This is a genomic window from Streptomyces sp. NPDC059695 (genome assembly GCF_042733785.1).
Lineage (GTDB): Bacteria > Actinomycetota > Actinomycetes > Streptomycetales > Streptomycetaceae > Streptomyces.
In genome coordinates, this window is sequence record NZ_JBHWFF010000023.1 from 86,232 (window position 1) to 112,718 (window position 26,487).

The window sequence follows — 26,487 nt, forward strand, 5'->3', positions numbered from 1 at the left end:
TCCCACACGGGCCCCCCCCCGCGCCCCCCCCCGCCCCCCCGGGGGCCCGGGGGGCGGGGTGCCGCGCCCGCCGCGGGCCCCCGGAGCAGGGGGACGGCGGCCTTCTTCGGTACGTCAGTCCTTCTTCGGGTCCTCCAGGCGCGGGAACAGCACCGCGCCCTTCGTCACCGTCGCGCCCGCCGGCAGCTGACCCCACGTCGCGGAGGTCTGCACCGGCTGCTCGGGCAGGGCACCCAGGGACGCCTCGGCGCCGAGGGACTCCCAGAGCGCCTGCGAGGTCTCCGGCATGATCGGGTTCAGGAGGACGGCGACGGCGCGGAGGGACTCGGCGGCCGTGTAGAGGATCGTCGCCAGGCGGGCCTTGCCCTCCGGCGAGTCGTCCTTCGCGACCTTCCAGGGCTCCTGCTCCGTGATGTAGCCGTTGACCTGCTTCACGAAGTCGAAGATCGCCAGGATGCCGCCCTGGAAGTCGAGCTCCTCGCCGATCTTCGCGTCGGCGGTCTCGACCGCCTTCGCCAGACCCTCGTGGATCGCCTTCTCCGCGTCGCCGTCGGCCGCCGACGCCGGCAGTTCGCCGCCGAAGTACTTGCCGACCATCGCGGCGACCCGGGACGCCAGGTTGCCGTAGTCGTTCGCCAGCTCCGACGTGTAGCGGGCGGTGAAGTCCTCCCACGAGAACGAGCCGTCCGAACCGAACGCGATCGCCCGCAGGAAGTACCAGCGGTACGCGTCGACACCGAAGTGCGAGGTCAGGTCCTGCGGCTTGATGCCCGTCAGGTTCGACTTCGACATCTTCTCGCCGCCGACCATCAGCCAGCCGTTGGCCGCGACCCGGCCCGGCACCGGCAGACCCTGCGCCATCAGCATCGCCGGCCAGATCACCGCGTGGAAGCGCAGGATGTCCTTGCCGACCAGGTGCGTGTTCGCCGGGAAGGTCTCCTCGAACTTCGCCGGGTTCTCGTTGTAGCCGACGGCCGTCGCGTAGTTCAGGAGCGCGTCGACCCACACGTAGATGACGTGCTTGTCGTCCCACGGCACCGGGATGCCCCAGTCGAACGTCGAGCGCGAGATCGACAGGTCCTGCAGGCCCTGCTTGACGAAGTTCACGACCTCGTTGCGCGCCGACTCCGGCTGGATGAAGCCCGGGTTCGCCTCGTAGAACTCCAGCAGCTTCGGGCCGTACTCGCTCAGCTTGAAGAAGTAGTTCTCCTCCTTGAGGATCTCCACCGGCTTCTTGTGGATCGGGCACAGCTTCGTGCCGTCCTCGGCCTCGATGAGGTCGCCGGGGAGCTTGAACTCCTCACAGCCCACGCAGTACGGGCCTTCGTACCCGCCCTTGTAGATCTCGCCCTTGTCGTACAGGTCCTGCACGAACTCCTGCACGCGGTCGGTGTGACGCTTCTGCGTGGTGCGGATGAAGTCGTCGTTCGCGATGTTCAGGTGCTCCCAGAGGGGCTTCCACGCCTCCTCGACGAGCTTGTCGCACCAGGCCTGGGGCGTGACGTCGTTCGCCTCGGCCGTGCGCATGATCTTCTGACCGTGCTCGTCCGTGCCGGTGAGGTACCACACCTTCTCGCCGCGCTGACGGTGCCAGCGCGTGAGCACGTCGCCTGCGACGGTCGTGTAGGCGTGGCCCAGGTGAGGAGCGTCGTTGACGTAGTAGATGGGGGTCGTGACGTAGAACGCCTTCGCCCCCTGCTTCTCGGATCCAGTGGCCGCCATGGTCGAAATCCTAACGGCCCCACGAAGATCCACTCACATCGATAACCGGGGGGTGTGGATGATGAACGGCATGCGTGTACTCGTAGCCGAGGACGAGCGGGACCTCGCCGCGCTCCTCGCCACCGGCCTCCGCCGCGCCGGCTTCGCCGTCGACACCGTCCACGCGGGCGACGACGCCCTGGAGCGGCTCGCCCTGGACGCGTACGACGTCCTCGTCCTCGACCGCGACCTGCCCCGCGTCCACGGCGACGACGTCGCCCGCCGGGTCGTCGCCGCCGGATCCCCCACCCGGATCCTCATGCTCACCGCCTCCGCCGCCGTCGAGGACCGCGTCCAGGGCCTCGACCTCGGCGCCGACGACTACCTCGGCAAGCCCTTCGACTTCCCCGAGCTCGTCTCCCGCGTCCGCGCCCTCCGGCGGCGCTCCGCCCGCCCCGCCCTGCCGCCCCTCCTCGCGCGCGACGGCCTCGTCATGGACACCGTCCGGCGCACCGCCGCCCGCGACGGGCGGGACCTCGACCTCTCCCCCAAGGAGTTCTCCGTCCTCCAGCTCCTCCTGGAGGCCGACGGCGCCGCCGTCTCCGCCGAGGAGCTCCTCGAACGCGCCTGGGACGCCCACGCCGACCCCTTCACCGGGGCCGTGCGCGTCTGCATGAGCAAGCTGCGGGGGAAGCTGGGCGAGCCCCCGCTCATCCGGACCGTCCAGGGCGTCGGGTACCAGCTGTGAGCGACGAGCCGGTCCTCGGCGCCGGGTCCGCCATCCGCACCCGCATCGCCCTCGTCTACGGAGGCGTCTTCCTGGTCCTCGGCGCCGTCCTGCTGATCGTGGTGAACCTGCTGGTCAGAGCCGGGACGAACGCCGACGCGGACGCGATCGTGGCCCGCGCCGACGACGGCGCCGTCATCGAGGCGTACCGGATCGGCGACGACGTCAGCCGGGCCGCCGGCGAGCAGATGCTCATGTGGTCCTCCCTCTCCCTGCTCGTCATCGCGTGCGGCGCGGTCGTGGTGGGGTGGTGGACCGCGGGGCGCATCCTGCGGCCCGTCCACGAGATGACCGCCCGCGCCCGGCGGCTCTCCGGGCTCGACGAGAGGCTCGACGTGCGCGGGCCCGACGACGAGCTCAAGGAACTCGGCGACACCATCGACACGCTGCTCGGACGCCTGGAGACCGCCTTCGACAGCCAGCGCCGCTTCATCGCGAACGCCTCCCACGAGCTGCGCACCCCGCTCGCCACCCAGCGCGCCGCGATCCAGATCGGGCTCGACGAGGACTGCGAGGTCCGGCAGGTGCTCCTCGACGCCAACCGGCGCAGCGAGCGCCTCATCGACGGGCTGCTGCTCCTCGCGCGCAGCGAGCGCGGGCTCGACGCGCGGGAGGACGTACGGCTCGGGGACGTCGTCGAGGAGGAGTACGCGGGCGCGTGCGTGGCCGGCGACGGCGGTGTCGTACGGGGCAGCCGGGTGCTGCTCGCCCAGCTCGTGCGGAATCTCGTCGCGAACGCGGTCGCGTACAACGTGCCGGGCGGCGAGGTCCGCGTACGGGTCGACGCGCCCGGGGTCCTCACCGTCGTCAACACCGGGCCCGTCGTCCCGGACGGCGACGTCGACGGGCTCTTCGAACCCTTCCGGCGCGGGGAGGGGCGCGACCGGACGGGGCCCGGCGCGGGGCTCGGGCTCTCCCTCGTGCGGTCCATCGCCGGCGCGCACGGCGGCGCGGTGCGGGCCGTGGCGCGGGGGGCGGAGGAGGGCGGCGGGCTGGTGGTGACGGTGACCCTGCCGGTCACCGCCACCCCCGCCGCCGGCTAGAACTCCAGGCCGGAGAGCAGACCCCGGTAGAACGCCGTGTGCGCCGTCTCCACGGGCGTCACGCCCGCGAAGTACGTCGCCGTACGGGGGGTGCCGTCGAGCTTCCGCAGGTAGTCGAAGGCCTTGTTGTCCTCCTCGCCCCAGGCCACGAACCGCCAGTGCAGCGGGCGGTCGGCGGCCTCGGCGAGCGCCTGCGTGGCGGCCGTCCTCGACTCCGGGGCGCCGTCCGTCTGGAACACGACGAGCGCCGGGCGGGCCGGGTCGTTCTTCTCGTGGTGGGCCAGGACCTCCTCCACCGCGCGGTGGTAGTTGGTGCGGCCCAGGCGGCCCAGGGTGCCGTTGATCTCCTCCACGCGGGTGGGGGTGAGGTCGGCCGGGGTCAGGTCGACGGTGCCGTCGATGTCCGTCGAGAAGAACACGGTCGTGACGGTGGCCGTCTCGTCCAGGTGCGCCGCCAGCGCCGTGACCTGCTCGGCGAGCCGCTGCACGGAGCCGTCCTTGAAGTACCCGCGCATCGAGCCGGACCGGTCCACCACGAGGTACACGGCGGCCCGCGCCCCCGTGAGCTGCTGCTTCTTGAGCTGCGCCCCGGCGGCCTTGTACGCGTCCGCGAGGTGCGGGGCGGCGGCCCTGACGGCGGCGAGGGGGAGAGCGGGGGTGCCGGTGGCCGGGGCGTCGTCGGCGGGGGCCTCGTCGGCGGGGGCGTCGGTCGTGTCGCTCGTGCCGGTCGCGGTGGCCGTGTCCTCGGTGGCCTCCGGTGCCGCGACGGCGACCGGCTCGGCCGGGGCGATGGCCTCGGCCTGCGGCTCCTCGGCCACCTCGGCCTGCGGCTCCGCCGGGGGCGTGTCGTGCGTGGCGACGGCCGTCTCCGGCTCCGCCGGGGTGGTGGTCTCGGCCTGCGGCTCGTCGGCGGCGTCCGCCTCGGGCTCGGCCGGGGCCGTGTCGTCCGCGACGAGGGCCGCTTCCGGCTCCGCCGGGGTCGGGGTGTCGGCGACGGCCGTTTCCGGCTCGGGGGCGCTGGCCTCGGCCTGCGGCGCGTCCGCGGCGACCGTCTCCGGCTCCGCCGGGGCGACCGGCTCCTCGGCGGACGCCGCGCTCTCCGGCTCCGCCTCGACGGCGGGGGCCGCCGCCTCCGGCTCGGGCGCCACCTCGGCCTCGGCCGCCGCGGATTCCTCGGCGGGGGCCGCGTCCTCCGGCGTCACCTCCGGCTCGACGGCGGTCGCGTCGGCGTCGGCCGACTCCTCGGCGGCGGGGGCCGCTGCCTCCGCGTCCGTCGTCGAGCCGGGCTCGGCAGTCTCGCCGGGAGCCGCAGGCTCCTCGACGGCGACGGCCGCCGTCTCGACGGCCACTGCCGCCTCCGGCTCGGGCGCCGTCGTCGTATCGGCGGGAGCCGTGGTCTCCGGCTCGGGAGCCGTCGCCTCGGCGGGCGGTGCCGTCTCCGCCTCGGGGGCCGCAGCCGCCGGCTCCGCCTCGGTCGCCGCAGGCTCCTGGGTCGCAGCCGCCGGCTCGGCGGAAGTCTCCGCCGTTCGGGCCTTCGGGATCTGGGGGTTGTCGAAGGCCGCCGCCACCAGGTCGTCCGCCGTGCGGCGCGCCGCCGCCTCCGGCGTGGAGGGCGTGGACGACGTGGCCGGGGCCACCGGGGTCTCCGTCGCGTCCCCGGTCTCGGACGCCACCGGGACCTCCGTCGCGTCCCCGGGCTCCGACGCCTCCGGGGCGGTGGTCGTCGTCTCCTGGTTCTCACGCGTCTGGGGCGGGACGGAGGTTGCCGGGGTTTCCTCGCGGTCCCGGCCGAACACCTTGCGCAGCATGCTCCGAATACCCATGGGCGAACCCTTTCGCATGAGTGGGGGTGCGGTGTGAATGTCCGTACTGGGCGTTTCGGGACGTTCATCCCTGGCCAGGGCGGACACGTAAGGTTAGCGGCCACCCCCTCCCCCTCCGGTGACCCGGTCGCCCCCGGTTGCCGTGCATTCATGCGGCGTTCATTCCGGCGCCGTCCCTGTGCAGATGTGCGCACATAGCGTCGCCGCCGAAGGAATCCGACACCATGTCGGCGCAGTCGTGCGCCGGAGGAGGACGAAGTGCGCAAACTGCTGCCGCTGCTGAGCACGAACCCCCACGGAGGCGGCCGTTCCGCTCTCACCTGCCGGTACCGGTGTGGTGACGCCTGCTTCCACGAGGTGCCCAACACCAGCGACAACGAGTACGTCGGCGACGTCATAGCCGGTGTCCTCTCCCGCCGTTCCGCCCTCCGCGCCGCCGCCGTCGTGACGGTCGCCTCCGCCGCCGGTGGTGCCGTCGTCCTCGGCAACGCCCCCGTCGCCCAGGCGCAGCCGGACCACCGGCACAAGCCGCAGCCCGCCGACGGCGCCCGCGGCCTCCGTTTCGCGCCCGTCGCGCCCAACAACGACGACCGCGTCACCGTCCCCGCCGGATACGGCCAGAACGTGGTCATCCGCTGGGGCGAGCCCATCCTCCGCGGCGCGCCCGCCTTCGACTCCGAGAACCAGACCGCGAAGGCGCAGGCCGGTCAGTTCGGCTACAACAACGACTTCCTCTCGCTGCTGCCGCTGCGCGAGGAGCACGACCGCCAGGTCCTCGTCGCCAACCACGAGTACACCGACGAAGTCCTCATGTTCCGCGGGTACGACGCCGCCAACCCGACCCGCGAGCAGGTCGAGGTCGCCTGGGCCGCGCACGGCCTCTCCGTCGTCGTGGTCCAGGAGGAGCACCGTACGGGCCGGCTCACGCCCGTCACCCGCCACCGTCTCAACCGCCGTCTGCACACCACCAGCGAGTTCCGGGTCACCGGCCCGGCCGCCGGCAGCGCCCTGCTGAAGACCTCTGCCGACCCGACGGGCCGCAAGGTCCTCGGCACGCTGAACAACTGCGCCGGCGGCACCACCCCGTGGGGCACGACCCTCCACGGCGAGGAGAACTTCAACCAGTACTTCGCCAACGGCTCCAGCGCCACCGACAAGCGGTACGGCGTCGGCACCGGGGCCACCGAGCGGAAGTGGGAGCGCTTCGACAAGCGCTTCGACCTCAAGCAGGAGCCCAACGAGGTGCACCGCTTCGGCTGGGTCGTCGAGCTCGACCCGTACGACCCGGAGTCGACGCCCCGCAAGCGCACCGCGCTCGGCCGCTTCAAGCACGAGGCCGCGCAGCCCCGCCTCACCGAGGACGGCCGTCCGGCCGTCTACATGGGGGACGACGAGCGGTTCGACTACTTCTACAAGTTCGTGTCGAGCAAGCGGATGAAGAAGGGGCACTCGCGGGCCGCCCACGAGCACAACCTGACGCTCCTCGACGAGGGCACCCTGTACGTCGCCAAGCTGACCGGCGACTCGCCCGCCGCCGAGATCGACGGCACCGGCAAGCTCCCGAACGACGGTGAGTTCGACGGCTCCGGCGTGTGGATCCCGCTCGCCACGGCCGGCCCCGACGGCGCCGTCTCGCACGTCCCCGGCATGACCGCCGAGGAGGTGTACGTCTTCACCCGCCTCGCCGGTGACAAGGTCGGCGCCACCAAGATGGACCGGCCCGAGGACGTCGAGCCGTCCCCGCGCAGCGGCCGGGTCTACGTCGCGCTCACCAACAACAGCGACCGCGGCAAGGCCGGCAAGGCGCCCGCCGACGAGGCCAACCCGCGCAACCTCAACAAGCACGGGCAGATCCTGGAGCTCGCCGAGCACTGGGACGACCCGTCGGCCGACGGCTTCGCCTGGCGCCTGTTCCTCGTCGCCGGCGACCCGAACGACCCGGCCACGTACTTCGCCGGCTTCCCGAAGGAGAAGGTCTCCCCGATCTCCTGCCCGGACAACGTCGCCTTCGACCCGCACGGCAACCTGTGGATCTCCACCGACGGCAACCAGCTCGGCTCGCACGACGGCCTGTTCGGCGTCGCCACCCGCGGCGAGCGGCGCGGTGAGCTCAAGCAGTTCCTGACGGTGCCGACCGGTGCCGAGACCTGCGGCCCGCTCGTCCAGGACCGCCGCGTACTGGTCGCCGTGCAGCACCCGGGCGAGATCGACGGCGCCTCCGTCGAGAAGCCCGCGTCCACCTGGCCGGACGGCCCCGGGAAGATCGTCCGCCCGTCGGTCGTCGCCGTGTGGCGCACGGACGGCGGCGACATCGGCGTCTGATCCCGACGACGGCGGGGCCTGGGAGCGGGGTCACTCCACTCCCAGGCCCTCCCGGAACCGCGTGAACTGCTCCTCCGGGTCGCCCGTGTACGCCCACGGCACCCAGGCCGCCCGGGTGCCGAGCATCCCCATCAGCTCCCGGGCGAGCTCCACCTGGCCCGCGTAACAGGCGGCGTGCGCGAGGAAGTTGAGGTCGCCGACCTCTTCCGGCGCCACCGGGAGTCCCGGGTCCCGCCCGCCGATCCAGCGCGCGTGCGTGCGGCGCAGCTCCGTCACCGCGAGCTCGTGCTTCCAGTGCTGGTCGAAGCCGCGCACCGGGCCCCGGCCGAGCGCCCCGTCCGCGATGTACCGGTACTCCTCGACCCGCGCCACCTGCACCAGGACCGGCAGCGGGGAGCCGGGCGGTGCCACGCCCGCCGCGTCGCGCGCGAAGTCGTACATGCTGCCGTGCGTGCCGTGCCACCGCGCCGACCAGTAGCGCAGCACCTGGATGTGCCCCTCGGTGTTGTACGGGTCGCGGCGCCGCAGCTCGTCGAACCAGTGCCGCAGTTCGCGGCGCGGCACCCCGCCGTCGTACAGCCGCGCCACCGACAGCAGCGACACCCACGGCATCGGGTCGGCCGGCGCCGCCTCGGCCGCGCCCCGGCAGGCGTCGACGGCGGAGTCGATCCGGCCCCGTTCGAGGGTGGCGCCCCGGCCGGCCGCGATGGCCGCGTCGAAGACCCGTACGACCTCGGTCGCGGCCCGCAGCACGGCGGCGTCGGGGTTGCCGGGCTCGGCGGCCCTCCAGGTCTCGACCGTGGAGCTGCCGGCGGCGGCGTGCGACAGGAGCCGCAGCCGGTGGGTGCGGCGCGCCCAGTCCGTACCGGTGGCGGCGAGCAGGTCCCGTACGCCCTGCCAGCGGCCGATGACGATGTCGTGGCGCGCCTCGGTCAGCGCCCGGTCCCCGAAGTCCGGGTCGAAGTCGGGTGCGAAGCGCTCCGGACGCGCCGGGCGCACGGAGCGGCGGCGTACGGCCATGGGGGCCTCCTTCGGGTTCGGCTGCCGTCAGAAGTCGCTCGGTGGAGAAGAGAGGGTGCGTCAGAAATCCGTTGCGTAGCTCTTGTCGCGGGTTCCCGTACGCGGGTGCGTGGCCGGGGCCGAGCCCTCCGCCGCCGCGAGCGCGCGGACGGCGTCCAGGCGGGCCGGGCGGTAGTAGTCGCTGCCCCTGCGCCAGTACACGACCAGCGGGATCACGCCGAGGAGCAGTCCGCCGAGGCCGATGGTGACGGCGGTGGTGGAGAGGACGCTGAGCGACTCGACGAAGGCCCAGAGCATGAACGCGGAGCCGAGCAGCGGCCAGAGGCCGCCGAGGAGCAGGTTCCGCACGGAGCGGAACAGGACCGCCTTGTACGCGACGACGGCGGCGATGCCCGCGAGGCCGTAGTAGAACGCGATCTGGAGGCCGATCGCGGACACGGCGTCGCTGAGCAGCTGCTGCACGGATCCCGCGGCCGCGGCCGCGCAGAACATGAGGAGGGCGGCGGCGCCGACGGTGGCGATCGCGACCCACGGGGTGTTCCAGCGGCGGTGCACGAGGCCGAGCGCGGCGGGCAGGGTCCGGTCGCGGCCCATCGCGAAGAGCGAGCGGGTGACCTGGAGGAGGGTGGTCTCCAGGGTGGCGACGGTGGACAGGACGACGGCCACGACGAGCAGTTTGCCGCCGACGCCGGGCCAGATCTCCTGGCCGAGGACGGCGAGGACGTTGGGGCCCGCGGCGCGGATCTCCTCGGCGCTCAGCAGGACGTTGACGGCGACGGTGAAGGCCTCGAAGAGGAGGAAGACGAAGCCGACGCCGACGAGCGCGGCGAGGCCCGCGGTGCGGCGGCTGTTCCGGGTCTCCTCGCTGAGGTTGCTGGTGACGTCCCAGCCCCAGTAGTAGAACGCGGCGATCAGCGCCCCGGCGGCGAAGCCCTCGGGCCCGTCGAAGCGGTCGAGCGCGAACCAGGACCAGTCGAAGGCGGTGGCCCGGCCCCGGTGCGCGACGGCGGCCAGGACGAAGCCGAGCAGGATGAGCATCTCGACGCCGGACATCACGAGTTGCGCCCGTACGGTGAGCCGGGCGCCGCCCAGGACGACGAGCAGCATCATCAGGAACCAGCCCGCGCCGACGGCCGCCGCGAGCGGGGTGTGCGTGGCGAGTTCCGGGTCGATCAGGGAGAGCGTGAGGGAGCCGGCGGGCAGCGAACCGGCCACCATGAACACGGTGGCGGCGAAGACGAGCGCCCAGCCGGAGAGGAAGCCGAGGAAGGGGTGGAGGGTGCGGCCCACCCAGGAGTATCCGGCACCGGCGTTGACGTCGATGCGGCCGAGACGGGCGTACGCGAGGACGATCCCGAGCATCGGTATCGCGCAGTAGAGCAGGGCGGCGGGCCCGGCGAGACCGACCGCGCCGAAGAGGACGGCGGTGGTCGCGGCCAGCGAATAGGCGGGTGCGCTGCCGGCGACGGCCATCACGATCGTGTCGAAGGTGCCGAGGACGTTGGGCTGGAGCCCTCTGTTCGTGGTGGTGCGCATGGCGGGTCCTCGGGGGCGCGGGGGGCTGAGGGGCGGTGCGGCGGCGGTGCGGTGGTGATGCGGCGGTGCGGTGGTGATGCGGCGGTGCGGTGGTGATGGGGTGCGATCGGGGGTGGGGTCGGGGCGGGTCCGGGGGCAGGGCGAAGTGGCGCGTCCGCCGGGCCGGTTGCCGACGGCGGCGGGCACGGATCACGGTGAATCGAGCGCATCGTAGTCGCCCGGGTGGCTTCCGGTAACGGCGGTGGGGAAGGTTCCGTTCCGTGACCGCCGGTAAGTCCTCCCGTACGCCCCCGGAGGGAGGTTTACCGCAGGTCGGGACCGGCGATGGCGCGGGCCGCGGCGACCTCCTGACGGAGCGGCTCCAGGACTCCGCTCTCGTCGCCGGGGAGCTCCGCGCGCACTTCCACGAGCGTCTCGCTGGCCCGCAGACCGGCCGCGAGCTCCCGCAACTCGCGCCGCACGGCGTCCACCTCCGCCTGCTCGGGCGCGGGCGCGCCGTGGTCGACCCGGATCCGGGCCGCGGTCGTCGCGTCCACGATCCGCTCGACGGCGACGACGAGCGGCCACCAGGCGGCGGCCCGGGTGCCGGTCGGCGGCGGTTCGGTCAGGGCGCGCTGGAACTCGGAGCGGACCGTCGACAGGTCCCGGTAGAGCGTGCGGCGGGCGCGCAGCCGGCCACTGTGGTCCTCCCGGGCGCCGAACGCCCGCTCCACGTAGGCGGCGGTGTCGGCGACCGCGTCCGCCAGTCTGTCCCCGATCCGGGCGTGCCAGGACTCGGGCCAGAGCAGATAGCCGGCGACCAGGGCGATCGCGCAGCCGATGAGCGAGTCGTACAGGCGGGGCAGGACGAGGTCGAAGCCCTGGTGGTTGAGGGTGTCGGAGAGCAGCAGGATCACCGGGGTGATGGCCGCGGTCTGGAAGGCGTACCCCTTCGCGGAGAAGGCGGGGATCAGGGCCGCGAGGACGACCATCACCGGCACGTCCCACCAGCCGCGCGGCACCTGGGAGAGGACGAGCGCGGCGAGGACGAGCCCGGCGGCGGTGCCGGCGGCGCGGAGCACGGCCCGGGAGAACACCGAGCCGAAGTCGGGCTTCATGACGAACGTGACGGTGAGCGCGACCCAGTACGAGCGGGGTACGGCGATCAGCGAGACCAGGGCCTGGGCCAGGCCGATGCAGAGCGCGAGCCGCAGGCCGTACCGCCAGGACGCCTCGGAGAACAGGACGGCACGGGTGGCGCGGCGGACGCGGACGCGGAGCGCGGCGGGGCGGCCGAGCCGGTCGTCGACGTTGTACGGGTCGGGGTCGGACGCGTGGACGACGGCCGCCGCGTGCCGCAGGGCGTGGTCCACGGCCTTCTCGGCGGGCCGTTCGGGCACCGGCAGCTCCGGCTCGGGACCGCCGGTGCGGCCCTGGGCGACGGCGTCCGCGAGGTCCCGCACGGCCGCGGGGATCGCCGGGGACAGCGGGCCGACGAGCCGGGCCCGCAGGTGGGCGGCGGGCGCGGCCTCGACGAGCGGGATGACGACGTTCAGCTGGGCGAGGACCCGGACCAAAGCGGGGGCGCGGCCGTGCTGGCGGGCGCGGCGGGCCAGGACCAGGTCGTACGACTGGTTGAGGGAGGCGGTGACGGCCTGCCGCTTCTCGTCGTACGCGCCGGTCCCGGTGGCCTCGTACAGCTCGGCGACGGTCCGGTAGGTCGCCGCGACGGCCTCCCGTTCGGGGGCGGCGCGGCGCATCGGCCAGCCGAGGAGGGTGAGGGCGAGGACGAACAGGCCGCCGAGGGTGAGGAGCGCGGGCGCCTTCCACCAGGGGTCGGGCATGGGGAGGCCGGCGCCGACGACCGCGTTGAGCAGCAGGAGCAGGCCCGAGACGGAGGCGACCGCGCCGATCGAGGAGATCATCCCGGAGACCAGGGCGACGAGGGTGAGCGCGGCGACCGCGATCCAGCCCTGCCCGAAGACGAGGGTCCCGAGGGTGACGCCGATCGCGCCGAACAGCTGCGGCACGGCGATGTTGTAGACCCGCATCCGGTACGCGTCGGCCGTGTCGCCGATGACGCCGGAGAGCGCGCCCATGGAGACGAGCGCGCCGTACGCGGGCCGGTCGGCGGCGAGCCCGACGGCGAGGGGCACGGAGAGGGCGACGGAGGCGCGGACGACGGCGGCCCAGGGGATGGGGGTGGGGGCGGGCCTGAGACCTGCGGTCAGCCAGGCGGGCGGGGTGATCCGGACGGGTCCTGCGGGACGTGCCATGCGCCCAACGTACGACGCGGGGTGGCCCCGGCGACGCCCGCGCCCGTGTGGGCCTTCGCCCACGCCCGTGTGGGCAATCGTCCCGCTTGGGGGTCCCCCCTGGACGAAGTCCTTGGGGGAGGGACGGGTGGGCACACGGGACGGCGCCTTCTCGCGGCGCCTCCGCGTTTTGTGCCTGGACCCGCACCACCGGGGCGGCGCACCTGTCGGTGCGGGTCAGGGCGCATGAGCCTAGGCCCGGCACGGGGCGCCGTTCCGTTGTGCCCACCCGTTCCGCCCTGCGGAACGATTGCCCACAACGGGGCGGGGTCAGTTGCGGTAGGACTCGACCTCGGAGGGTGGGCGGAGGGTGGCGTCGTCCGGGTCCTCCCCGAACTCCGCCTTCGCCCGTCGCTGCCGCAGCAGGTCCCAGCACTGGTCGAGGCGTACTTCGAGGTCGGCGAGGCGGGTGCGCTCCTCGGGCTGGAGGCCGCCGGTGCCCGCGCGCTCCCGCAGGGCGCGTTCCTCCTCGACGAGGGCGCCGATGTCGTCCAGGATCTCCTCGTTGTCCATGCCCTCCAGCGTGGCGGATCAGCGCCCGGTGTGCAGGTCGAGATCGGCGAGGACGGCCCGGTGGTCGGTGCCGGCGAGGTGGAGGAGGCGGACGTCCCGGACGGTGAAGTCGTCGCTGACCAGGACGTGGTCGATCTGGACGTACGGGGGGAGGGGTCCTTCCGCGGGCCACGTGGGGGTGCGGGCGGCCCCGTCCAGGCGGGCGGCGTCGTGGAGCCGGCCCGCGTCGAGGACGGCGCGGAAGGCCGCGTGGTCCTGGGAGGCGTTGAAGTCCCCGGCGAGGATCAGGGGGCCGGCGGAGTCCCGGGCGGCGACGTCCCGGATCCTGCCCAGCTCCCGTTTCCAGAGGTCCACCCGGCCCGGCAGCGGCGGCAGCGGGTGGGCGAGCTGTACGCGGACGGCGCGCCCGCCGATCGCGGCCGTGGCGCCCGGCATGCCCATGGCCGCGGGGACGGTGTGCTCGTCGCGCAGCGGGGCGGCGCTGAGGAGGACGGAGCCGAGGGACCCGTCCGCGTCGACGGAGGCGTGGTGCGGGAGTTCTGCGGTGAACGCGCCGGTGACGGCGCGCCCGCACGCGCGGTCGCACTCGGAGACGTACACGAGCTGCGGGCGCTCGCGTCGGATCGCGGCGATCAACGCCTGGGTCGCGCCGCCGAATTCGACGTTGGCGGAGAGGACGCGGACGCGGGCGGTGACCGGTCCGCGCGCGGTGGTGGCGTCCGGTCCGTACGGCTGGAGGGTCCAGAGGGTGGCGGCGAGGACGACGACGGCCGCGAGGGCGAGGGCGCGGCGGCGGGCGTACGCGGCGAGCAGGACGGCGAGCCAGGGGAGGAAGGAGAGCAGCTGCGGGACGGGTGTGATCGCGTCCGTGTCGAGGAGGCGGCAGCCGGTGACGACCGCGGACACGGCCAGGAGCAGCCCCGCGGCCCAGGCGCCGAGGCGGCGCCCGGGCCGGGGGGTGTGCGGTTCGTCCACGGGCCTCAGTGTCGCAGGGCCTGTGCGATCTCCGCCTTCGGTGTGCCCGAGAGGGTCCGGTTGCTGCGTGCCGTACCGGTCTTGGACTTGCCCGGTTCGACCCCGTCGATGTTCAGGACGACGGCGTCGAGCAGATTGCCGTCCCCGTCACGGAAGTCGACCATGATCGTGTAGTCGGCGTTCTTGTCCTTGGGGTTGGTCGCGGTGATCGTGGCGACCGTGCGGTCCCCGTCGGCGCTGGTGGGGCCGGCGCTCACGTCGGCGCCGGCGTTCACCCCGTCCTTGACCTCGTTCATCTTCTCCTCGGCGGCCGAGGCGACGGCCGCCGTGGCGGAGGAGACGATGTCTCCGGCCTTGTCTCCGGCGGCGTCGCATCCGGTGAGGGCGAGGAGCAGGGTGGTGGTGGCGAGCGCGATCCCCGTCGTACGGCGTCTCATCCGGCCGCGCCTCAGTACTTCTCGCCCGGGCCGTACGCCTCGTCCGTGGCCAGTGCCCAGATCACGAAGATCGAGACGGCCATGGAGAAGAGCGCCCACCACGGCTGGTAGGGCAGGAAGAGGAACTGGAAGAGGACGTTGAGGGAGGCCAGGGAGATGCCGGCGATCCGTCCCCACTCGGCGCCCCTGAGGATCCCGAAACCGGCGATGGCGACGACGATGCCGAGGATCAGGTGGATCCAGCCCCAGGTGGTGAGGTTGAACTTGAAGACGTAGTCGCCGACGCGGGTGTAGATGTCGTCCTCGGCGATGCCGGCGATGCCCTGGAAGACGTCCATGAAGCCGGTGACCAGCATGAGGACGCCGGCGAAGAGGGTGCCACCCGCGGCCCATGCGCCCGCGGAGCTGTTCGGCCTGGGAGGTGCGCTGTTCTGGCTCATGGCCCCATCGTCGGAGCGTTCGTACGTTTCCGAACTTTCAGCTGGGCCGAACGAGTGAGCGAAGGAAGGCGTCGAGGGCCGCGTCGAACTCCTCGGGCCGCTCCAGGTTGGGCAGGTGCGCGGCCCGGTCGATCACGGTGAGCGTCGAGCGGGGGATCAGGGCGTGCATCTCCTCCGCGTCCGCGACCGGGGTGTACGTGTCGTCCCGGCCGACGACGACGAGCGCGGGGACGGCGAGGGCGGCGAGCGTCGCGCGGTAGTCGGGGCGCTCGGCCCGGCCGCGCAGGGCGGCGGCCGCGGCGACCGGGTCGGTGGCGCACATCATGCGGTGGACGTGCGGCGCGGCGTGCGCGTTGTACGGGGCGACCATCCGGTCCAGGACCTCGTCGGCGTACCCCCGCATGCCCTCGTCGAGCAGCCGGTCGGCCATGGCGTTCCGCGCGGTCCTGCCCTCGTCGGTCTCGGCGGCGGGGAAGGTGTCGGCGAGGACGAGGCCCCGGACCCGCTCGGGGTGGCGGCGGACGAGCTCCATGGCGATCTGCCCGCCCATGGAGAGTCCGGCGAGGACGCACTCCTCGACGCCGAGTGCGTCGAGGAGGCCGACGAGGTCCTCGGCGAAGTCGCCGAGGCCGGTGCTCCCGGTCGTCGCGCCGAGCGGGGTGATGCCGTAGCCGCGCAGGTCGGGGGCGATCACCCGGTGCGTGAGCGAGAAGCGGTCGATCTGCGGCTGCCACATGGTGTGGTCGAAGGGGTGACCGTGGACGAGGAGGAGCGCGGGGCCGCTGCCCCGGTCCTCGAAGCAGACGCGGGTGGCGAGGGTGTCGGTGAAGCGCATGACGGCAGGCTAGGCAGCCGCAACTGCTCGGTGCAATAAGATCTTTGCTCTCGGTGCAATGGAGTGGGGGAGGTCTCCGGTGGACGAGTACCGCAGGATCGCGGACCGGGTCGAGGCGGCCGTACGGGACGGTCGGCTGCGGCCCGGCGACCGGCTGCCGCCGCAGCGGGTCTTCGCCCGCCGCCACGGGATCGCGAACTCGACGGCGATCCGGGTGTACGGGGAGCTGGCCCGCCGCGGCCTGGTCGTCGGCGAGGTCGGGCGCGGCACCTTCGTCCGGGCCGCACCGCCACTGCCCGGGCCCGCGCTCGCCGAGGCGACCGGCGCCGCGCCCGTCGACCTCCAGCTCAACTACCCGTCGGCCGACGGCCAGCCGGAGCTGATGGCCCGCGCGCTCGCGGCACTGGCCCGGCCCGACGTGCTCGCCGAGGCCGTCTCCCGCCCGGCCGCCGCGACCGGCACGGCCGAGGCCCGGGAGGCGGCCGTGGCGGTCCTGGCCCGGCCCGGCTGGGCGCCCGACCCCGAAGCCGTCCTCTTCGCGGGGAACGGCCGCCAGGCCATCGCCGCCGCGCTGTCCGCCCTCGTGCCGCCCGGCGGCCGGCTCGGCGTCGAAGCGCTCACGTACCCGCTGGTCAAAGCGGTCGCGGAACGCCTCGGCATCCGGCTCGTCCCGCTCGCCCTCGACGCGGAAGGCGTACGGCCCGAGGCGCTCGCGGCCGCCCACCGGGCCGCGCCGCTCGCCGCCGTCTACCTCCAGCCCACCCTGCACAACCCGCTCTCCACGACCACCGGGGAGGGGCGCCGGGCCGAACTCGCCGAGCTGCTCCGCCGCCTGGACCTGACCGCCGTCGAGGACACCACCTGGGCCTTCCTCCTGCCCGACGCGCCCGCGCCGCTCGCCGCGCACGCGCCCGAGCGGGTCCTGCTGGTCGACAGCCTCTCCAAGCGGCTCGCGCCCGGCCTGACCGTCGGCTACCTCGTGACGCCGGGGAGGTTCCGCACGGCGGTGGCCGACGCCCTGCGCTCCGGCGCCTGGACCGCCGGCGGGCTCGCGCTCGCCGCCGCCACCCGCTGGACCGGCGACGGCACGGTCGCCGAGGCCGTGGCCGCCAAGCGGGCGGACACCGGGGCCCGGCACGCGCTGCTCGCGCGCCGGCTCGCCGGACACGCGCTGCGGACCGCGCCGCACGCGTACTACTGCTGGTGGGAGCTGCCCGCGCCCTGGCGCGCGGAGACGTTCACGGCGGCCGCCGCCGCACGCGCGGGCGTGGCGGTCACCCCGGGCAGCGCCTTCGCGGTGGGCTCCGGCGCGGCCCCCGACGCCATCAGGCTGGGCCTCGCGTCGCCGCCGCACGCGGTGCTCGACGAGGCGCTGGCCCGGCTGGCGGCGGTGGCGGACGCCGGGCCGTGGGGGACGGCCGAAGAAAGCCCTTGATCCCATAATCCTGGACATGTAACGTCCAGGATCATGAAGATGAGCGAGGGTGTGGAGTGGGCGCTGCACAGCTGCCTGAACCTGGCCTGGATCGGACCGGAGCGGGCGGTCACCGCCGCCCGCCTCGCCGCCTACCACGACCTGCCCGCGGCCTACCTGAACAAGCAGCTCCAGGCGCTCGCGCGGGCCGGGATCGTCACCTCCGTCTCCGGCCCCAAGGGCGGCTTCCGCCTGGCGCGCGGCCTGGACCGGATCACCCTCATGGACGTCGTCACCGCGATCGAGGGCCCCGAGGAGGCGTTCCGCTGCGCCGAGATCCGGCAGCAGGGACCCGGCGCGGGACCCTCCCGCGCCCACGCCGCCGAGTGCGCCGTCGCCGGCGCCATGGGCCGGGCCGAGCTGGCCTGGCGGCGCGAACTCGCGGCCCAGACCCTGGACGACGTCCGGCAGCGGGCGGAACTCCAGGCACCGGCGGCGCCGGACCGGCTGCGGAGCTGGTTCACCGGCGCCTGAACGGTGATTCCAGACATCTCATGTCCCCATTGAGTGGCCCCCGTGCACGCATCGGAAGGAACGTCCCCATGACCGACCAGCGCGTCATCACCAACCCCGCCACGCTCCACGACCCCACCCCCTTCGGGTACAGCCACGCCGTCTCCGCCCCCGGCGAGCTCGTCTTCATCGGCGGCCAGTACGCCTCCGACGCCTCCGGCGCGCCCGTCCCCGGCGACTTCGCCGCCCAGGTCGAGCTCTCCCTCACCCACCTGCGGCACGCCCTCGAAGGCGTCGGCCTCGGCCTCGAACACGTCGTCCGCCTCGGCACGTACGTCGTCGACCACGACCTCGCCAAGCTGGAGGTCCTCGGCAAGGCCCTGCACGCCCACTTCGGCGCGCGGCTGCCCGCGCAGACCCTCAGCGGCGTCGCGGCGCTCGCCCTGCCGGGCATGCTCTTCGAGATCGACGCCGTCGCCGCACGGCCCGCCGCCTGATCCACTTGCGGGGCGCCGGGCACGGGTGTGCCCTGGAGGGTGCGGGACCGGCAACCAGGGGGGCGAGAGACGAGGAGCTCCTGCCATGGCCGCACACGCAGCGGCGCCCACCGGGCGCCGGATCAGCTTGAACGGCTGGGGAACCCCGGTCACGATCGGTGTTCTGTACGGCCTCTACGCGGCGACCAACGCCCGCCAGGGCGGTCCCACGACCCTGGGGCAGCTCTGGCTCGGCATCATCTCGGCCGTCGTCCTCGCCGTCGCGATCTGGTCCCTCCGGCACTACGGCCACGTCCTCCCGCGCGAGGCGCGTGGGGCGGCGTGGGGCGCGCTGGTGGGGATCGCGGTCGGCTTCCTGTACAGCCTCGCCGGGGCGAGCATCCTCTCGTCGAGCGGGTTGGGGCTGATGAGCGGGGCGGTGTCGGGGGTCGCCGCGTTCTATCTCTTCTACACACACGAGGACGGCGCCGGCCACCCGGCCCCGTGGTGAGCGAACCGCGGGCTGCGCCCCGCCCCGCCGCTCCGTTGTGGGCAGGCGTTCCGCAAGGGGCGCAGCGGGACGATTGCCCACACGGGGCAACGGGCGGGGCGCCCACATGGGCGGCGGGGCCGCAACTTGCGCGTCAGCGCCGTTCGCGGGGAGTCGTCTGCTGGACCGACCACCGGTTGCCGTCCGGGTCCTGGAAGTAGACGAAGGAGCCCCACGGCTGGTCGTCGATCTCCGTGACCTCGATCCCGCGGGACCGCAGCTCCGCGTGCGCCGCCTCGATGTCGGTGACGACCACCTGCATGTTGTCCAGCGAGCCCGGCGTCATCTCCGTGATGCCCTTGCCCAGGGCGATCGAGCAGGCGGAGCCGGGCGGCGTGAGCTGGACGAAGCGGATCTCCTCGCTGACGGTGATGTCGTGGTCGGCGTGGAAGCCGACCTTCTCGTAGAAGGCCTTGGCCCGGTCGATGTCGGTGACGGGCACGCCGATCAGTTCGAGCTTGATGTCCATGGGGGCATCATGCGCCGGGAGCCGGTCCGTCGCTCCCCGTCGTGCCCCGCACGACGACCACCGGGCACGGCGCGTGCTGGGTGACGTGGGAGGAGACCGAGCCGAGCACCGCCGCCTTGAAGCCGCTGTAGCCGCGGTCGCCGACGACCAGCAGGTCCGCGCCCTCCGCCGCGTCGATGAGGGCCTGCGGGGCGTTGCCGCCGACCACCGTGCGGGTGACGGCGGCGGCCTCCCGCGCGGTGAGGGCCTCGGCGAGCGACTCGTCCAGGATCTGCTTGGCGAGCCGTTCGGGGTCGAACTCCGGCGGGACGCCCGGCATCAGCGTCGCCCAGGACGCCGGGTACTCCCAGCTGATCACCGCCTGGAGCGAGTCCCCGGCGAGGGCGGCCTGCGCGGCCGCCCACTTCAGCGCCCTCAGGGAGGGTGCCGATCCGTCCACGCCCACCACGATCCTGCCGCCGGCCATCGCCGACCTCCGTTTCGCTGTCGGAACCGCGTCCCGACCAACGTAACAAAAGGTTCAATCGAGGCGCAGATCGGCCAACTGCTTCTCGAAGGGGACGATCTCCTCCTCGTCGGCCCGGCGGGCGGGCCGCGCCGCGACCGTGTCCGCGAACTCCTGGCCCGCGCGGGTGATCCGGGCCGGCAGCCCGTCGGTGTACTCGTCGCCGCCCGAGCCCCAGTCCTCCGAGGCCGCGTAGACCGCGGTGGGGACGACGAGGGCCCGCAGGTAGGCGAAGAGCGGCCGCAGGGCGTGGTCGAGGACGAGCGAGTGGCGGGCGGTGCCGCCGGTCGCGCCGATCAGGACCGGGGTGCCGGTCAGCGCGGCCGGGTCGATCAGGTCGAAGAAGGACTTGAACAGACCGCTGTAGGAGGCGGTGAAGACGGGGGTGACGGCGATGACGCCGTCGGCGCCCGTCACCGTGTCGATCGCCTCCTGGAGCGCGGCCGACGGGAAGCCCGTGACGAAGTTCTTCGCGATGTCGACGGCCAGGTCGCGCAGTTCGACGACCTGGACGTCGACGGCGTACTCCTGCTCGGCCAGCCGGTACCGGGCCGCCTGGAGCAGCCGGTCGGCGAGCAGCCGGGTGGACGAGGGCGCGCTCAGTCCGGCGGAGACGGCGACGATCTTCAGCGTCTGCATGGCGTCAGACCTCCTGGGACGCGAGGACGGCGGGGTGGAGCGGGGCGGTCTCCGGCACGCCGGCGGGGCGCAGGTTCGCGAACTCCTTGCGCAGGACCGGGACGACCTCCTCGCCGAGGATGTCGAGCTGCTCCAGGACCGTCTTGAGGGGCAGTCCGGCGTGGTCGACCAGGAAGAGCTGGCGCTGGTAGTCGCCGACGTACTCGCGGAAGGACAGGGTGCGTTCGATGACCTCCTGCGGGGAGCCGACGGTCAGCGGGGTCTCGCGGCTGAACTCCTCCAGGGAGGGGCCGTGGCCGTAGACCGGCGCGTTGTCGAAGTACGGGCGGAACTCCCGTACCGCGTCCTGCGAGTTCTTGCGCAGGAAGACCTGGCCGCCGAGGCCGACGATCGCCTGCTCGGGGGTGCCGTGGCCGTAGTGGGCGTACCGCTGCCGGTAGAGCCGGACCATCTTCTCGGTGTGCTGCTTGGGCCAGAAGATGTGGTTCGCGAAGAAGCCGTCGCCGTAGTAGGCGGCCTGTTCGGCGATCTCGGGGGAGCGGATGGAGCCGTGCCAGACGAACGGCGGGACGTCGTCGAGCGGGCGCGGGGTGGAGGTGAAGCCCTGGAGGGCGGTGCGGAACTTGCCCTCCCAGTCGACGACGTCCTCCCTCCACAGTTTGTGGAGGAGCGCGTAGTTCTCGATGGCGAGCGGGATGCCCTGGCGGATGTCCTGGCCGAACCACGGGTAGACCGGGCCGGTGTTGCCGCGGCCCATCATCAGGTCCACGCGGCCGTCGGCGAGGTGCTGGAGGGTGGCGTAGTCCTCGGCGATCTTCACCGGGTCGTTGGTGGTGATCAGGGTGGTCGAGGTGGAGAGGATCAGGTTCTCCGTGCGGGCGGCTATGTGCCCGAGGAGGGTCGTCGGGGAGGACGGCACGAACGGCGGGTTGTGGTGCTCGCCGGTCGCGAAGACGTCGAGCCCGACCTCCTCGGCCTTGAGCGCGATGGCGACGGTGTCCTTGATGCGCTGGTGCTCGGTGGGGGTGCGGCCGGTGGTGGGGTCGGTCGTCACGTCGCCGACGGTGAAGATCCCGAACTGCATCGTGCTCACCTCTCGCGTTCCTGGTTAGTGGTTGAAGCTTAAACTATCCGCTCCAACGGCGCGACCCCCCTCCCTATTCCGGCACGTCCCCCTCCCGGGCCGGCGCGCACCCTCCCCGTCCGGCGCGCCTCCCCTCCCCGTCCGGCCCGTACCCTGGACCGCATGACCGAGCGGGCGGCGTTCGACAGCGAGCGGTGGAAGGAGCGGGGCGTGATGCTCCGCGTCTTCGTGTACGTCTTCGCCACCCACGCCTTCGCCGGCTTCGTCTGGCTCCTCTTCCTCGTCGGCCAGAACGCCCAGAAGTAGGGCCCGACCAGGCCTCACGTAGAGTCCCGGACGTGAACGCTGCGATATCGGTGGTGTCGGTCGTCGGGATCGGCGCGGACGGCTGGGACGGGCTCCCCGAGAGCTCCCGCCGTGTCCTGCGCGCAGCCGGGGTCCTCGTCGGCGGCCCCCGCCAGCTGGCCCTCCTCCCCGCCGCCGACTGCGCGGGCGAGCGGATCACCTGGCCCTCGCCCCTCCGCCCCGCCGTCCCCGGACTGCTCGCCGCCCACGAGGGCCGTGCGATCGCCGTCCTCGCCAGCGGCGACCCGAGCTTCTACGGCATCGCGCGGACCCTGGCGGAGACCGTCGGCGCCGACCGGCTCCGCGTCCACCCGCACCCCTCCTCCGTCTCGTACGCCTGCGCCCGCCTCGGCTGGCCCCTGGAAGCCGTCGAGACCGTCTCCCTCGTCGCCCGGCCGCTCGCCGCGCTCTCCGCCGCCCTGCACGACGGCCGCCGCCTCCTCGTCCTCAGCGAGGGCGCCGGCACCGCCGCGCGGGTCGCGGAGCTGCTGCGCGCGACCGGCTGGGGCGGCACCCGGATCCGCGTCCTCGAACAGCTCGGCGGGCCCGCCGAGCGGCTCCTCGACGGGACCGCCGCCGGCTGGCCCCACGACCGCACCGATCCGCTGAACGTCCTCGCCCTGGACTGCGCGCGCGACCCCGGCACCCTCCGGCTCGGCGTCGCGCCCGGACTCCCCGACGAGGCGTACGAGCACGACGGCCAGCTCACCAAGCGGCACGTGCGCGCCGCGACCCTCGCCGCGCTCGCACCCGCCCCCGGCGAGCTCCTCTGGGACGTCGGCGGCGGCTCCGGCTCCATCGGCGTCGAATGGATGCGGACCCACCGCTCCTGCCGGGCGATCGCGGTCGAGAGGTCCCCGGAGCGGGCCGCCCGCATCGCCCGCAACGCCGACGCCCTGGGCGTCCCCGGCCTGGAGGTCGTCACCGGCCCCGCGCCCGCCGCCCTCACCGGCCTGCCCGCCCCCGACGCGGTCTTCATCGGCGGCGGCCTCACCGCCCCCGGACTGCTCGACACCTGCTGGGACGCCCTGCCGCCCGGCGGCCGGCTCGTCGCCAACACCGTGACGCTGGAATCCGAGGCCCTGCTCGCCGACCGCTACCGCCGCCACGGCGGCGAACTGGTCCGGCTCGCCGTCTCCACCGCCGTGCCCGTGGGCGGCTTCACCGGCTGGCGCCAGGCCATGCCCGTCACGCAATGGTCCGTAACGAAGGGTTGTACAGAGGAATGACCGTCTACTTCATCGGCGCGGGCCCCGGCGCGGCCGACCTCATCACCGTGCGCGGCGCGCGGACCCTCGCGCGGTGCGGGGTCTGCCTCTACGCCGGCTCGCTCGTCCCCACGGAACTCCTCGCCGAGTGCCCGCCGGACGCGAAGCTCGTCGACACGGCGAAGATGGACCTGGACCAGATCGTCGCCGAGATCTCCGCCGCCCACGCCGCCGGCCAGGACGTGGCCCGGCTGCACTCCGGCGACCCGTCGGTCTTCAGCGCGGTGGCGGAGCAGATGCGGCGCCTGGACGCGGCCGGCATCCCGTACGAGGTCGTGCCGGGCGTCCCGGCGTTCGCCGCGGCCGCGGCGGCGCTCAAGCGGGAGCTGACGGTCCCGACGGTCGGCCAGACGGTGATCCTCACCCGCATCGCCCAGCAGGCCACCCCGATGCCGGAGGGCGAGGACCTCGCGACCCTCGGCCGCAGCGGCGCCCTGCTCGTCCTCCACCTGGGGGCGCGGTACGTCGACCGGATCGTCTCCGAACTGGTCCCGCACTACGGCGCGGACTGCCCGGCCGCGGTCGTCGCGATGGCGAGCCGGCCGGACGAGGTGGTGCTGCGGGGGACCCTGGAGGACATCGCGGACCAGGTGAGGGCGGCCGGGATCACCAAGACGGCCGTCATCCTCGTGGGCCGCACGCTGGCGGCGTCGGAGTTCCGCGACAGCCACCTGTACGACCCGGCCCGGGACCGCCACACCTGCTGACGGTCCCGTCCGCGGCCCGGCGCCTCAGGCGTTGGGCCGCTTGCCGTGGTTCGCCTTCTTCTTCTTGCGGGCCCGCTTCTTGTTGCCGCGCTTCGCCATGGGAACTCCTCCTTCTCGTAGGGGACTCCTGCGGGGTCGAGCCTAGGCACGGGAGGGGGGACGCGCATCCGGTTCGGACGTTCCGGAACCTCGGTACGGGGCCCGGTGACGGAGGAGGAGCCGGCCGCCGGCCGCGCCGAGCTGGACGAATTCCATTCCCCGACCGGATCGTCGTCGTCAAGGTCTGACGGCGGCCGTCCCGGACCACTCCGGCGCCAGCACCGACATCACCGTCGCGTCCACCCGCTCCCCCTCCCACAGCAGCGCGCCCCGCAGGACGCCCTCGGCGCGGAAGCCGGCCTTCTCGTAGGCACGGCGGGCACGCGGGTTGAAGGCGTACACCTCCAGCCAGATCCGGTACAGGCCGAGCGCCTCGAAGCCGTGGCCGACGATCAGCCGGGTCGCCTCCGTGCCCAGGCCCCGGCCGACCGCGTCCGGGACGAAGGCGATCCGGAAGGCGCAGCTCTCGTTGCCGGGGTCCCACTCGAGGAGGACGGCCTCGCCGACGACCCGGCCGGTGGCCCGCTCGACGACGGCGAGGTCGAGCCGGTCGTCCCGTGCGCCCCGCGAGCCGTACCAGGTGACGAGCGCCGCCTCGTCGAAGCACGTGTGGCTCCCGGTCAGCCGCATGACCTCCGGGTCCTCGAACAGCGGCAGCAGCGCGGGCACGTCCGCGGCGGTGACGGGCCGCAGGACCACCAGGTCGCCGGTGAGGGTGGGCTTGTGCGAGAAGTCGGTCATCCCGGGATTCTCGGCGGGCGGTCGCCCCGCTGTCGTCAGGTTTTCGGCCCCGCCACCGACGAGCGGCCCACGACCGTGCCCGCGCGGTCGATGCAGACGATGTCCACCGCGACCGGGGCGCCCCGCAGGACCGCCAGGGCCTCGTCGCGGGCGCGGGCGGCGACCAGGTCGCCCAGGGGCACCGCGGCGGCCTCGCAGAGGCGGAGGGCGGCGAGGCCCGTGTTCGCGGCCGCGATCTCGGCCGCGAGGGTCTCCGGGGCGCCGCCCGCGCGGGCCAGGTCCGCGAGGAAGGCCTTGTCGACCTGGGAGCGGGCCGAGTGGAGGTCCAGGTGCCCGGCGGCCAGCTTGGACAGCTTGGCGAAGCCGCCGCAGATCGTGAGCCGGTCGACGGGGTGGCGGCGGATGTACTTGAGGACGGCGCCCGCGAAGTCGCCCATGTCGAGGAGGGCGATCTCCGGGAGGTCGTAGATCTCCCCGACCGTGCGCTCCGACGTCGAACCCGTGCAGCCCGCCACGTGGGTGAGGCCGCCCGCGCGGGCCACGTCGACGCCCCGGCGGATGGAGTCGATCCAGGCGGAGCAGGAGTACGGGACGACGACGCCGGTCGTGCCGAGGACCGACAGGCCGCCCAGGATGCCGATGCGGGGGTTCCAGGTGGAGCGGGCGATCTCGGCGCCGTTGTCGATGGAGACGGTGACCTCGACGTCGCCGCTCCCCCCGTGCCGGGCGGCGACCTCCGCCACGTGCGCGCGCATGAGCTGCCGGGGGACGGGGTTGATCGCCGGCTCGCCGACGTCGAGGGGGAGCCCCGGGAGGGTGACCGTGCCGACGCCCTCGCCCGCGCGGAAGACGACGCCGGAGCCGGGCGGCAGGAGCCGTACCGTCGAGCGGATCACGGCTCCGTGGGTGACGTCCGGGTCGTCCCCGGCGTCCTTGACCACGGCGGCCATGGCGGAGCCGCCCGACAGGGACTCGGCGGTCAGCGCGAAGGACGGCGTCTGGCCCTTCGGGAGGGTGACCGTCACCGGGTCGGGGAAGTCGCCGGTCAGCAGCGCGGTGTACGCGGCGGTGGTGGCCGCCGTCGCGCAGGCACCGGTGGTCCAGCCCGGGCGGAGGCCGGTGTGCTTGAGTTGGGCCTCACGCCCGCCGCCTGAAGTCATGAAGAGGCTCCTGTGCACGTACTCATTCTCGGCGGGACCACCGAGGCCCGCGCCCTCGCCGGGCTGCTGCACGGGGAGGTGCGGGTCACCAGCTCCCTCGCGGGGCGGGTGGCGAGCCCGCGGCTGCCGGCCGGGGAGGTCCGGATCGGCGGGTTCGGGGGCGCCGACGGCCTCGTGGAGTGGATGGCGGGGCATGCCGTGGACGCGGTCATCGACGCCACCCATCCCTTCGCCGAGCGGATCAGCTTCAACGCGGCCCGGGCGGCCGCCACCGCCCATGTTCCCCTGCTGGCGCTGCGGCGTCCCGGCTGGGTCCCGGTGGAGGGCGACGACTGGCGGTCGGTGGCGTCCCTGGAGGAGGCGGCCCGGACGCTGGAGGGGCTGGGCGACCGGGTGTTCCTGACGACGGGCCGGATGGGCCTGGCGGCGTTCGCGGCCTGCCCGCAGTGGTTCCTGGTGCGCTCGGTGGACGCCCCGGACACCGCCGTGCCCGCCCGCACCGAACTGCTCCTGGACCGGGGTCCCTTCACCCTGGACGGCGAGCGTGAGCTGCTGCGTCGCCACCGCGTCGACGTGGTGGTGACGAAGGACAGCGGCGGTGCGGCGACGGCCCCGAAGCTGACCGCGGCCCGCGAGGCGGGCCTGCCGGTGGTGGTGGTCCGCCGGCCTCCGGTCCCGGAGGGCGTGACGACGGCGGCCTCCCCGGAGGTGGCCGCCGCCGGGGGGGGGAGGCGGCCGGGGGGGTGCCGCGCTGGGGGTGCAGGGGCCCGTGCAGGCGGGGGTGCGTCTCG

The 26,487-nt window shown here is 73.9% G+C and carries 28 protein-coding genes; 11 read left to right on the forward strand and 17 right to left on the reverse strand.

Features of this window, described 5'->3' with window-relative positions; translation table 11 throughout:
• Positions 1-114: 114 nt before the first annotated feature.
• A complete protein-coding gene (gene metG, locus ACFV2S_RS26620; protein ID WP_385563963.1) occupies positions 115-1,722 on the reverse strand; it encodes a methionine--tRNA ligase in 1,608 nt (535 codons plus the stop codon).
• A 70-nt stretch (positions 1,723-1,792) separates the two neighbouring features.
• Here metG and ACFV2S_RS26625 point away from each other — a divergent pair, with 70 nt between their 5' ends.
• Both ACFV2S_RS26625 and ACFV2S_RS26630 read left to right on the forward strand, forming a co-directional pair.
• On the forward strand, positions 1,793-2,449 hold the full coding sequence (locus ACFV2S_RS26625; RefSeq protein ID WP_385563966.1) for a response regulator transcription factor: 657 nt from the start codon (positions 1,793-1,795) through the stop codon (positions 2,447-2,449).
• Positions 2,446-3,531, forward strand: coding sequence for a sensor histidine kinase (locus tag ACFV2S_RS26630; protein WP_385563969.1), 1,086 nt, complete (start codon positions 2,446-2,448; stop codon positions 3,529-3,531). The genes ACFV2S_RS26625 and ACFV2S_RS26630 overlap by 4 nt, the downstream gene beginning before the upstream one ends.
• Here the strand turns inward: ACFV2S_RS26630 and ACFV2S_RS26635 are convergent.
• Positions 3,528-5,354, reverse strand: a complete 1,827-nt coding sequence (locus tag ACFV2S_RS26635) for a VWA domain-containing protein (RefSeq protein ID WP_385563972.1) — start codon at positions 5,352-5,354, stop codon at positions 3,528-3,530. The genes ACFV2S_RS26630 and ACFV2S_RS26635 overlap by 4 nt on opposite strands.
• A gap of 258 nt (positions 5,355-5,612) precedes the next feature.
• Between ACFV2S_RS26635 and ACFV2S_RS26640 the strand changes: the two genes are divergently transcribed.
• Positions 5,613-7,676 (forward strand): PhoX family protein, encoded by a 2,064-nt coding sequence (locus tag ACFV2S_RS26640; protein WP_385563975.1) that lies wholly within the window; start codon positions 5,613-5,615, stop codon positions 7,674-7,676.
• Between the two features lie 30 nt (positions 7,677-7,706).
• Here ACFV2S_RS26640 and ACFV2S_RS26645 read toward each other — a convergent pair whose 3' ends face one another.
• From ACFV2S_RS26645 to ACFV2S_RS26680, 8 genes are all read right to left on the reverse strand, one after another.
• Positions 7,707-8,696, reverse strand: a complete 990-nt coding sequence (locus tag ACFV2S_RS26645; RefSeq protein WP_385563978.1) for a hypothetical protein — start codon at positions 8,694-8,696, stop codon at positions 7,707-7,709.
• A 60-nt stretch (positions 8,697-8,756) separates the two neighbouring features.
• A complete protein-coding gene (locus tag ACFV2S_RS26650) occupies positions 8,757-10,232 on the reverse strand; it encodes an APC family permease (RefSeq protein WP_385563981.1) in 1,476 nt (491 codons plus the stop codon).
• A 302-nt stretch (positions 10,233-10,534) separates the two neighbouring features.
• Positions 10,535-12,487 (reverse strand): FUSC family protein, encoded by a 1,953-nt coding sequence (locus tag ACFV2S_RS26655; protein ID WP_385563984.1) that lies wholly within the window; start codon positions 12,485-12,487, stop codon positions 10,535-10,537.
• Positions 12,488-12,796: 309 nt separating this feature from the next.
• Positions 12,797-13,039, reverse strand: coding sequence for a DUF2630 family protein (locus tag ACFV2S_RS26660; protein ID WP_385563987.1), 243 nt, complete (start codon positions 13,037-13,039; stop codon positions 12,797-12,799).
• Positions 13,040-13,057: 18 nt separating this feature from the next.
• Complete coding sequence (locus ACFV2S_RS26665; protein WP_385563990.1) at positions 13,058-14,014, reverse strand: endonuclease/exonuclease/phosphatase family protein; 957 nt, start codon at positions 14,012-14,014, stop codon at positions 13,058-13,060.
• A 5-nt stretch (positions 14,015-14,019) separates the two neighbouring features.
• A complete protein-coding gene (locus tag ACFV2S_RS26670; RefSeq protein WP_385563993.1) occupies positions 14,020-14,451 on the reverse strand; it encodes a hypothetical protein in 432 nt (143 codons plus the stop codon).
• A gap of 11 nt (positions 14,452-14,462) precedes the next feature.
• A complete protein-coding gene (locus ACFV2S_RS26675) occupies positions 14,463-14,891 on the reverse strand; it encodes a hypothetical protein (RefSeq protein ID WP_385563996.1) in 429 nt (142 codons plus the stop codon).
• A gap of 37 nt (positions 14,892-14,928) precedes the next feature.
• Positions 14,929-15,726 (reverse strand): alpha/beta fold hydrolase, encoded by a 798-nt coding sequence (locus ACFV2S_RS26680; protein WP_385563999.1) that lies wholly within the window; start codon positions 15,724-15,726, stop codon positions 14,929-14,931.
• Positions 15,727-15,805: 79 nt separating this feature from the next.
• On the opposite strand from ACFV2S_RS26680, the gene ACFV2S_RS26685 reads away from it, so the two are divergent.
• From ACFV2S_RS26685 to ACFV2S_RS26700, 4 genes are all read left to right on the forward strand, one after another.
• Positions 15,806-17,161 carry a PLP-dependent aminotransferase family protein gene (locus ACFV2S_RS26685; RefSeq protein WP_385564002.1) on the forward strand — a complete coding sequence of 452 codons (1,356 nt, stop codon included), beginning with the start codon at positions 15,806-15,808 and terminating at the stop codon, positions 17,159-17,161.
• 39 nt (positions 17,162-17,200) lie between these two features.
• Positions 17,201-17,674: an RrF2 family transcriptional regulator gene (locus ACFV2S_RS26690; RefSeq protein WP_383795306.1), complete on the forward strand. Its 474-nt coding sequence runs from the start codon at positions 17,201-17,203 to the stop codon at positions 17,672-17,674.
• Positions 17,675-17,742: 68 nt separating this feature from the next.
• On the forward strand, positions 17,743-18,150 hold the full coding sequence (locus ACFV2S_RS26695; protein ID WP_385564005.1) for a RidA family protein: 408 nt from the start codon (positions 17,743-17,745) through the stop codon (positions 18,148-18,150).
• A gap of 85 nt (positions 18,151-18,235) precedes the next feature.
• A complete protein-coding gene (locus ACFV2S_RS26700; RefSeq protein ID WP_385564008.1) occupies positions 18,236-18,640 on the forward strand; it encodes a hypothetical protein in 405 nt (134 codons plus the stop codon).
• A 133-nt stretch (positions 18,641-18,773) separates the two neighbouring features.
• Here ACFV2S_RS26700 and ACFV2S_RS26705 read toward each other — a convergent pair whose 3' ends face one another.
• The 4 genes from ACFV2S_RS26705 to ACFV2S_RS26720 are packed head-to-tail and all read right to left on the reverse strand — an operon-like array spanning position 18,774 to position 21,376.
• Positions 18,774-19,148, reverse strand: a complete 375-nt coding sequence (locus tag ACFV2S_RS26705; RefSeq protein WP_385564011.1) for a VOC family protein — start codon at positions 19,146-19,148, stop codon at positions 18,774-18,776.
• 7 nt (positions 19,149-19,155) lie between these two features.
• The gene (locus ACFV2S_RS26710; protein ID WP_385564014.1) at positions 19,156-19,614 is read right to left on the reverse strand and encodes a universal stress protein; all 459 of its coding nucleotides are present in this window, start codon (positions 19,612-19,614) and stop codon (positions 19,156-19,158) included.
• A 54-nt stretch (positions 19,615-19,668) separates the two neighbouring features.
• Positions 19,669-20,292 (reverse strand): FMN reductase, encoded by a 624-nt coding sequence (locus ACFV2S_RS26715; protein WP_385564017.1) that lies wholly within the window; start codon positions 20,290-20,292, stop codon positions 19,669-19,671.
• 4 nt (positions 20,293-20,296) lie between these two features.
• On the reverse strand, positions 20,297-21,376 hold the full coding sequence (locus ACFV2S_RS26720; protein WP_385564087.1) for an LLM class flavin-dependent oxidoreductase: 1,080 nt from the start codon (positions 21,374-21,376) through the stop codon (positions 20,297-20,299).
• 162 nt (positions 21,377-21,538) lie between these two features.
• Between ACFV2S_RS26720 and ACFV2S_RS26725 the strand changes: the two genes are divergently transcribed.
• From ACFV2S_RS26725 to cobM, 3 genes are read left to right on the forward strand one after another with little or no spacing between them, the layout of a single operon-like run.
• A complete protein-coding gene (locus ACFV2S_RS26725; RefSeq protein ID WP_383799333.1) occupies positions 21,539-21,682 on the forward strand; it encodes a DUF6126 family protein in 144 nt (47 codons plus the stop codon).
• Positions 21,683-21,714: 32 nt separating this feature from the next.
• Complete coding sequence (gene cbiE, locus ACFV2S_RS26730) at positions 21,715-22,950, forward strand: precorrin-6y C5,15-methyltransferase (decarboxylating) subunit CbiE (RefSeq protein ID WP_385564020.1); 1,236 nt, start codon at positions 21,715-21,717, stop codon at positions 22,948-22,950.
• Positions 22,947-23,696, forward strand: a complete 750-nt coding sequence (gene cobM, locus ACFV2S_RS26735; RefSeq protein WP_383799327.1) for a precorrin-4 C(11)-methyltransferase — start codon at positions 22,947-22,949, stop codon at positions 23,694-23,696. The genes cbiE and cobM overlap by 4 nt, the downstream gene beginning before the upstream one ends.
• A gap of 24 nt (positions 23,697-23,720) precedes the next feature.
• On the opposite strand, the gene ACFV2S_RS26740 is transcribed toward cobM, so the two are convergent.
• From ACFV2S_RS26740 to ACFV2S_RS26750, 3 genes are all read right to left on the reverse strand, one after another.
• The gene (locus tag ACFV2S_RS26740; RefSeq protein WP_099895366.1) at positions 23,721-23,795 is read right to left on the reverse strand and encodes a 50S ribosomal protein bL37; all 75 of its coding nucleotides are present in this window, start codon (positions 23,793-23,795) and stop codon (positions 23,721-23,723) included.
• 177 nt (positions 23,796-23,972) lie between these two features.
• A complete protein-coding gene (locus ACFV2S_RS26745; protein ID WP_385564023.1) occupies positions 23,973-24,536 on the reverse strand; it encodes a GNAT family N-acetyltransferase in 564 nt (187 codons plus the stop codon).
• Positions 24,537-24,571: 35 nt separating this feature from the next.
• Positions 24,572-25,696, reverse strand: coding sequence for a cobalt-precorrin-5B (C(1))-methyltransferase (locus ACFV2S_RS26750; RefSeq protein WP_383799318.1), 1,125 nt, complete (start codon positions 25,694-25,696; stop codon positions 24,572-24,574).
• 12 nt (positions 25,697-25,708) lie between these two features.
• Between ACFV2S_RS26750 and ACFV2S_RS26755 the strand changes: the two genes are divergently transcribed.
• Positions 25,709-26,487 (forward strand): cobalt-precorrin-6A reductase (locus tag ACFV2S_RS26755; protein ID WP_385564027.1); only part of this gene is annotated, 779 nt, incomplete at its 3' end.

Coding starts and splice junctions, on each gene's coding strand:
- metG (WP_385563963.1), bottom strand. CDS start 1,722: ATGGCGGCCACTGGATCCGAGAAGCAGGGGGCGAAGGCGTTCTACGTC.
- ACFV2S_RS26625 (WP_385563966.1), top strand. CDS start 1,793: ATGCGTGTACTCGTAGCCGAGGACGAGCGGGACCTCGCCGCGCTCCTC.
- ACFV2S_RS26635 (WP_385563972.1), bottom strand. CDS start 5,354: ATGGGTATTCGGAGCATGCTGCGCAAGGTGTTCGGCCGGGACCGCGAG.
- ACFV2S_RS26645 (WP_385563978.1), bottom strand. CDS start 8,696: ATGGCCGTACGCCGCCGCTCCGTGCGCCCGGCGCGTCCGGAGCGCTTC.
- ACFV2S_RS26650 (WP_385563981.1), bottom strand. CDS start 10,232: ATGCGCACCACCACGAACAGAGGGCTCCAGCCCAACGTCCTCGGCACC.
- ACFV2S_RS26655 (WP_385563984.1), bottom strand. CDS start 12,487: ATGGCACGTCCCGCAGGACCCGTCCGGATCACCCCGCCCGCCTGGCTG.
- ACFV2S_RS26660 (WP_385563987.1), bottom strand. CDS start 13,039: ATGGACAACGAGGAGATCCTGGACGACATCGGCGCCCTCGTCGAGGAG.
- ACFV2S_RS26670 (WP_385563993.1), bottom strand. CDS start 14,451: ATGAGACGCCGTACGACGGGGATCGCGCTCGCCACCACCACCCTGCTC.
- ACFV2S_RS26675 (WP_385563996.1), bottom strand. CDS start 14,891: ATGAGCCAGAACAGCGCACCTCCCAGGCCGAACAGCTCCGCGGGCGCA.
- ACFV2S_RS26680 (WP_385563999.1), bottom strand. CDS start 15,726: ATGCGCTTCACCGACACCCTCGCCACCCGCGTCTGCTTCGAGGACCGG.
- ACFV2S_RS26690 (WP_383795306.1), top strand. CDS start 17,201: ATGAGCGAGGGTGTGGAGTGGGCGCTGCACAGCTGCCTGAACCTGGCC.
- ACFV2S_RS26695 (WP_385564005.1), top strand. CDS start 17,743: ATGACCGACCAGCGCGTCATCACCAACCCCGCCACGCTCCACGACCCC.
- ACFV2S_RS26700 (WP_385564008.1), top strand. CDS start 18,236: ATGGCCGCACACGCAGCGGCGCCCACCGGGCGCCGGATCAGCTTGAAC.
- ACFV2S_RS26705 (WP_385564011.1), bottom strand. CDS start 19,148: ATGGACATCAAGCTCGAACTGATCGGCGTGCCCGTCACCGACATCGAC.
- ACFV2S_RS26710 (WP_385564014.1), bottom strand. CDS start 19,614: ATGGCCGGCGGCAGGATCGTGGTGGGCGTGGACGGATCGGCACCCTCC.
- ACFV2S_RS26715 (WP_385564017.1), bottom strand. CDS start 20,292: ATGCAGACGCTGAAGATCGTCGCCGTCTCCGCCGGACTGAGCGCGCCC.
- ACFV2S_RS26720 (WP_385564087.1), bottom strand. CDS start 21,376: ATGCAGTTCGGGATCTTCACCGTCGGCGACGTGACGACCGACCCCACC.
- ACFV2S_RS26725 (WP_383799333.1), top strand. CDS start 21,539: ATGACCGAGCGGGCGGCGTTCGACAGCGAGCGGTGGAAGGAGCGGGGC.
- cobM (WP_383799327.1), top strand. CDS start 22,947: ATGACCGTCTACTTCATCGGCGCGGGCCCCGGCGCGGCCGACCTCATC.
- ACFV2S_RS26745 (WP_385564023.1), bottom strand. CDS start 24,536: ATGACCGACTTCTCGCACAAGCCCACCCTCACCGGCGACCTGGTGGTC.
- ACFV2S_RS26750 (WP_383799318.1), bottom strand. CDS start 25,696: ATGACTTCAGGCGGCGGGCGTGAGGCCCAACTCAAGCACACCGGCCTC.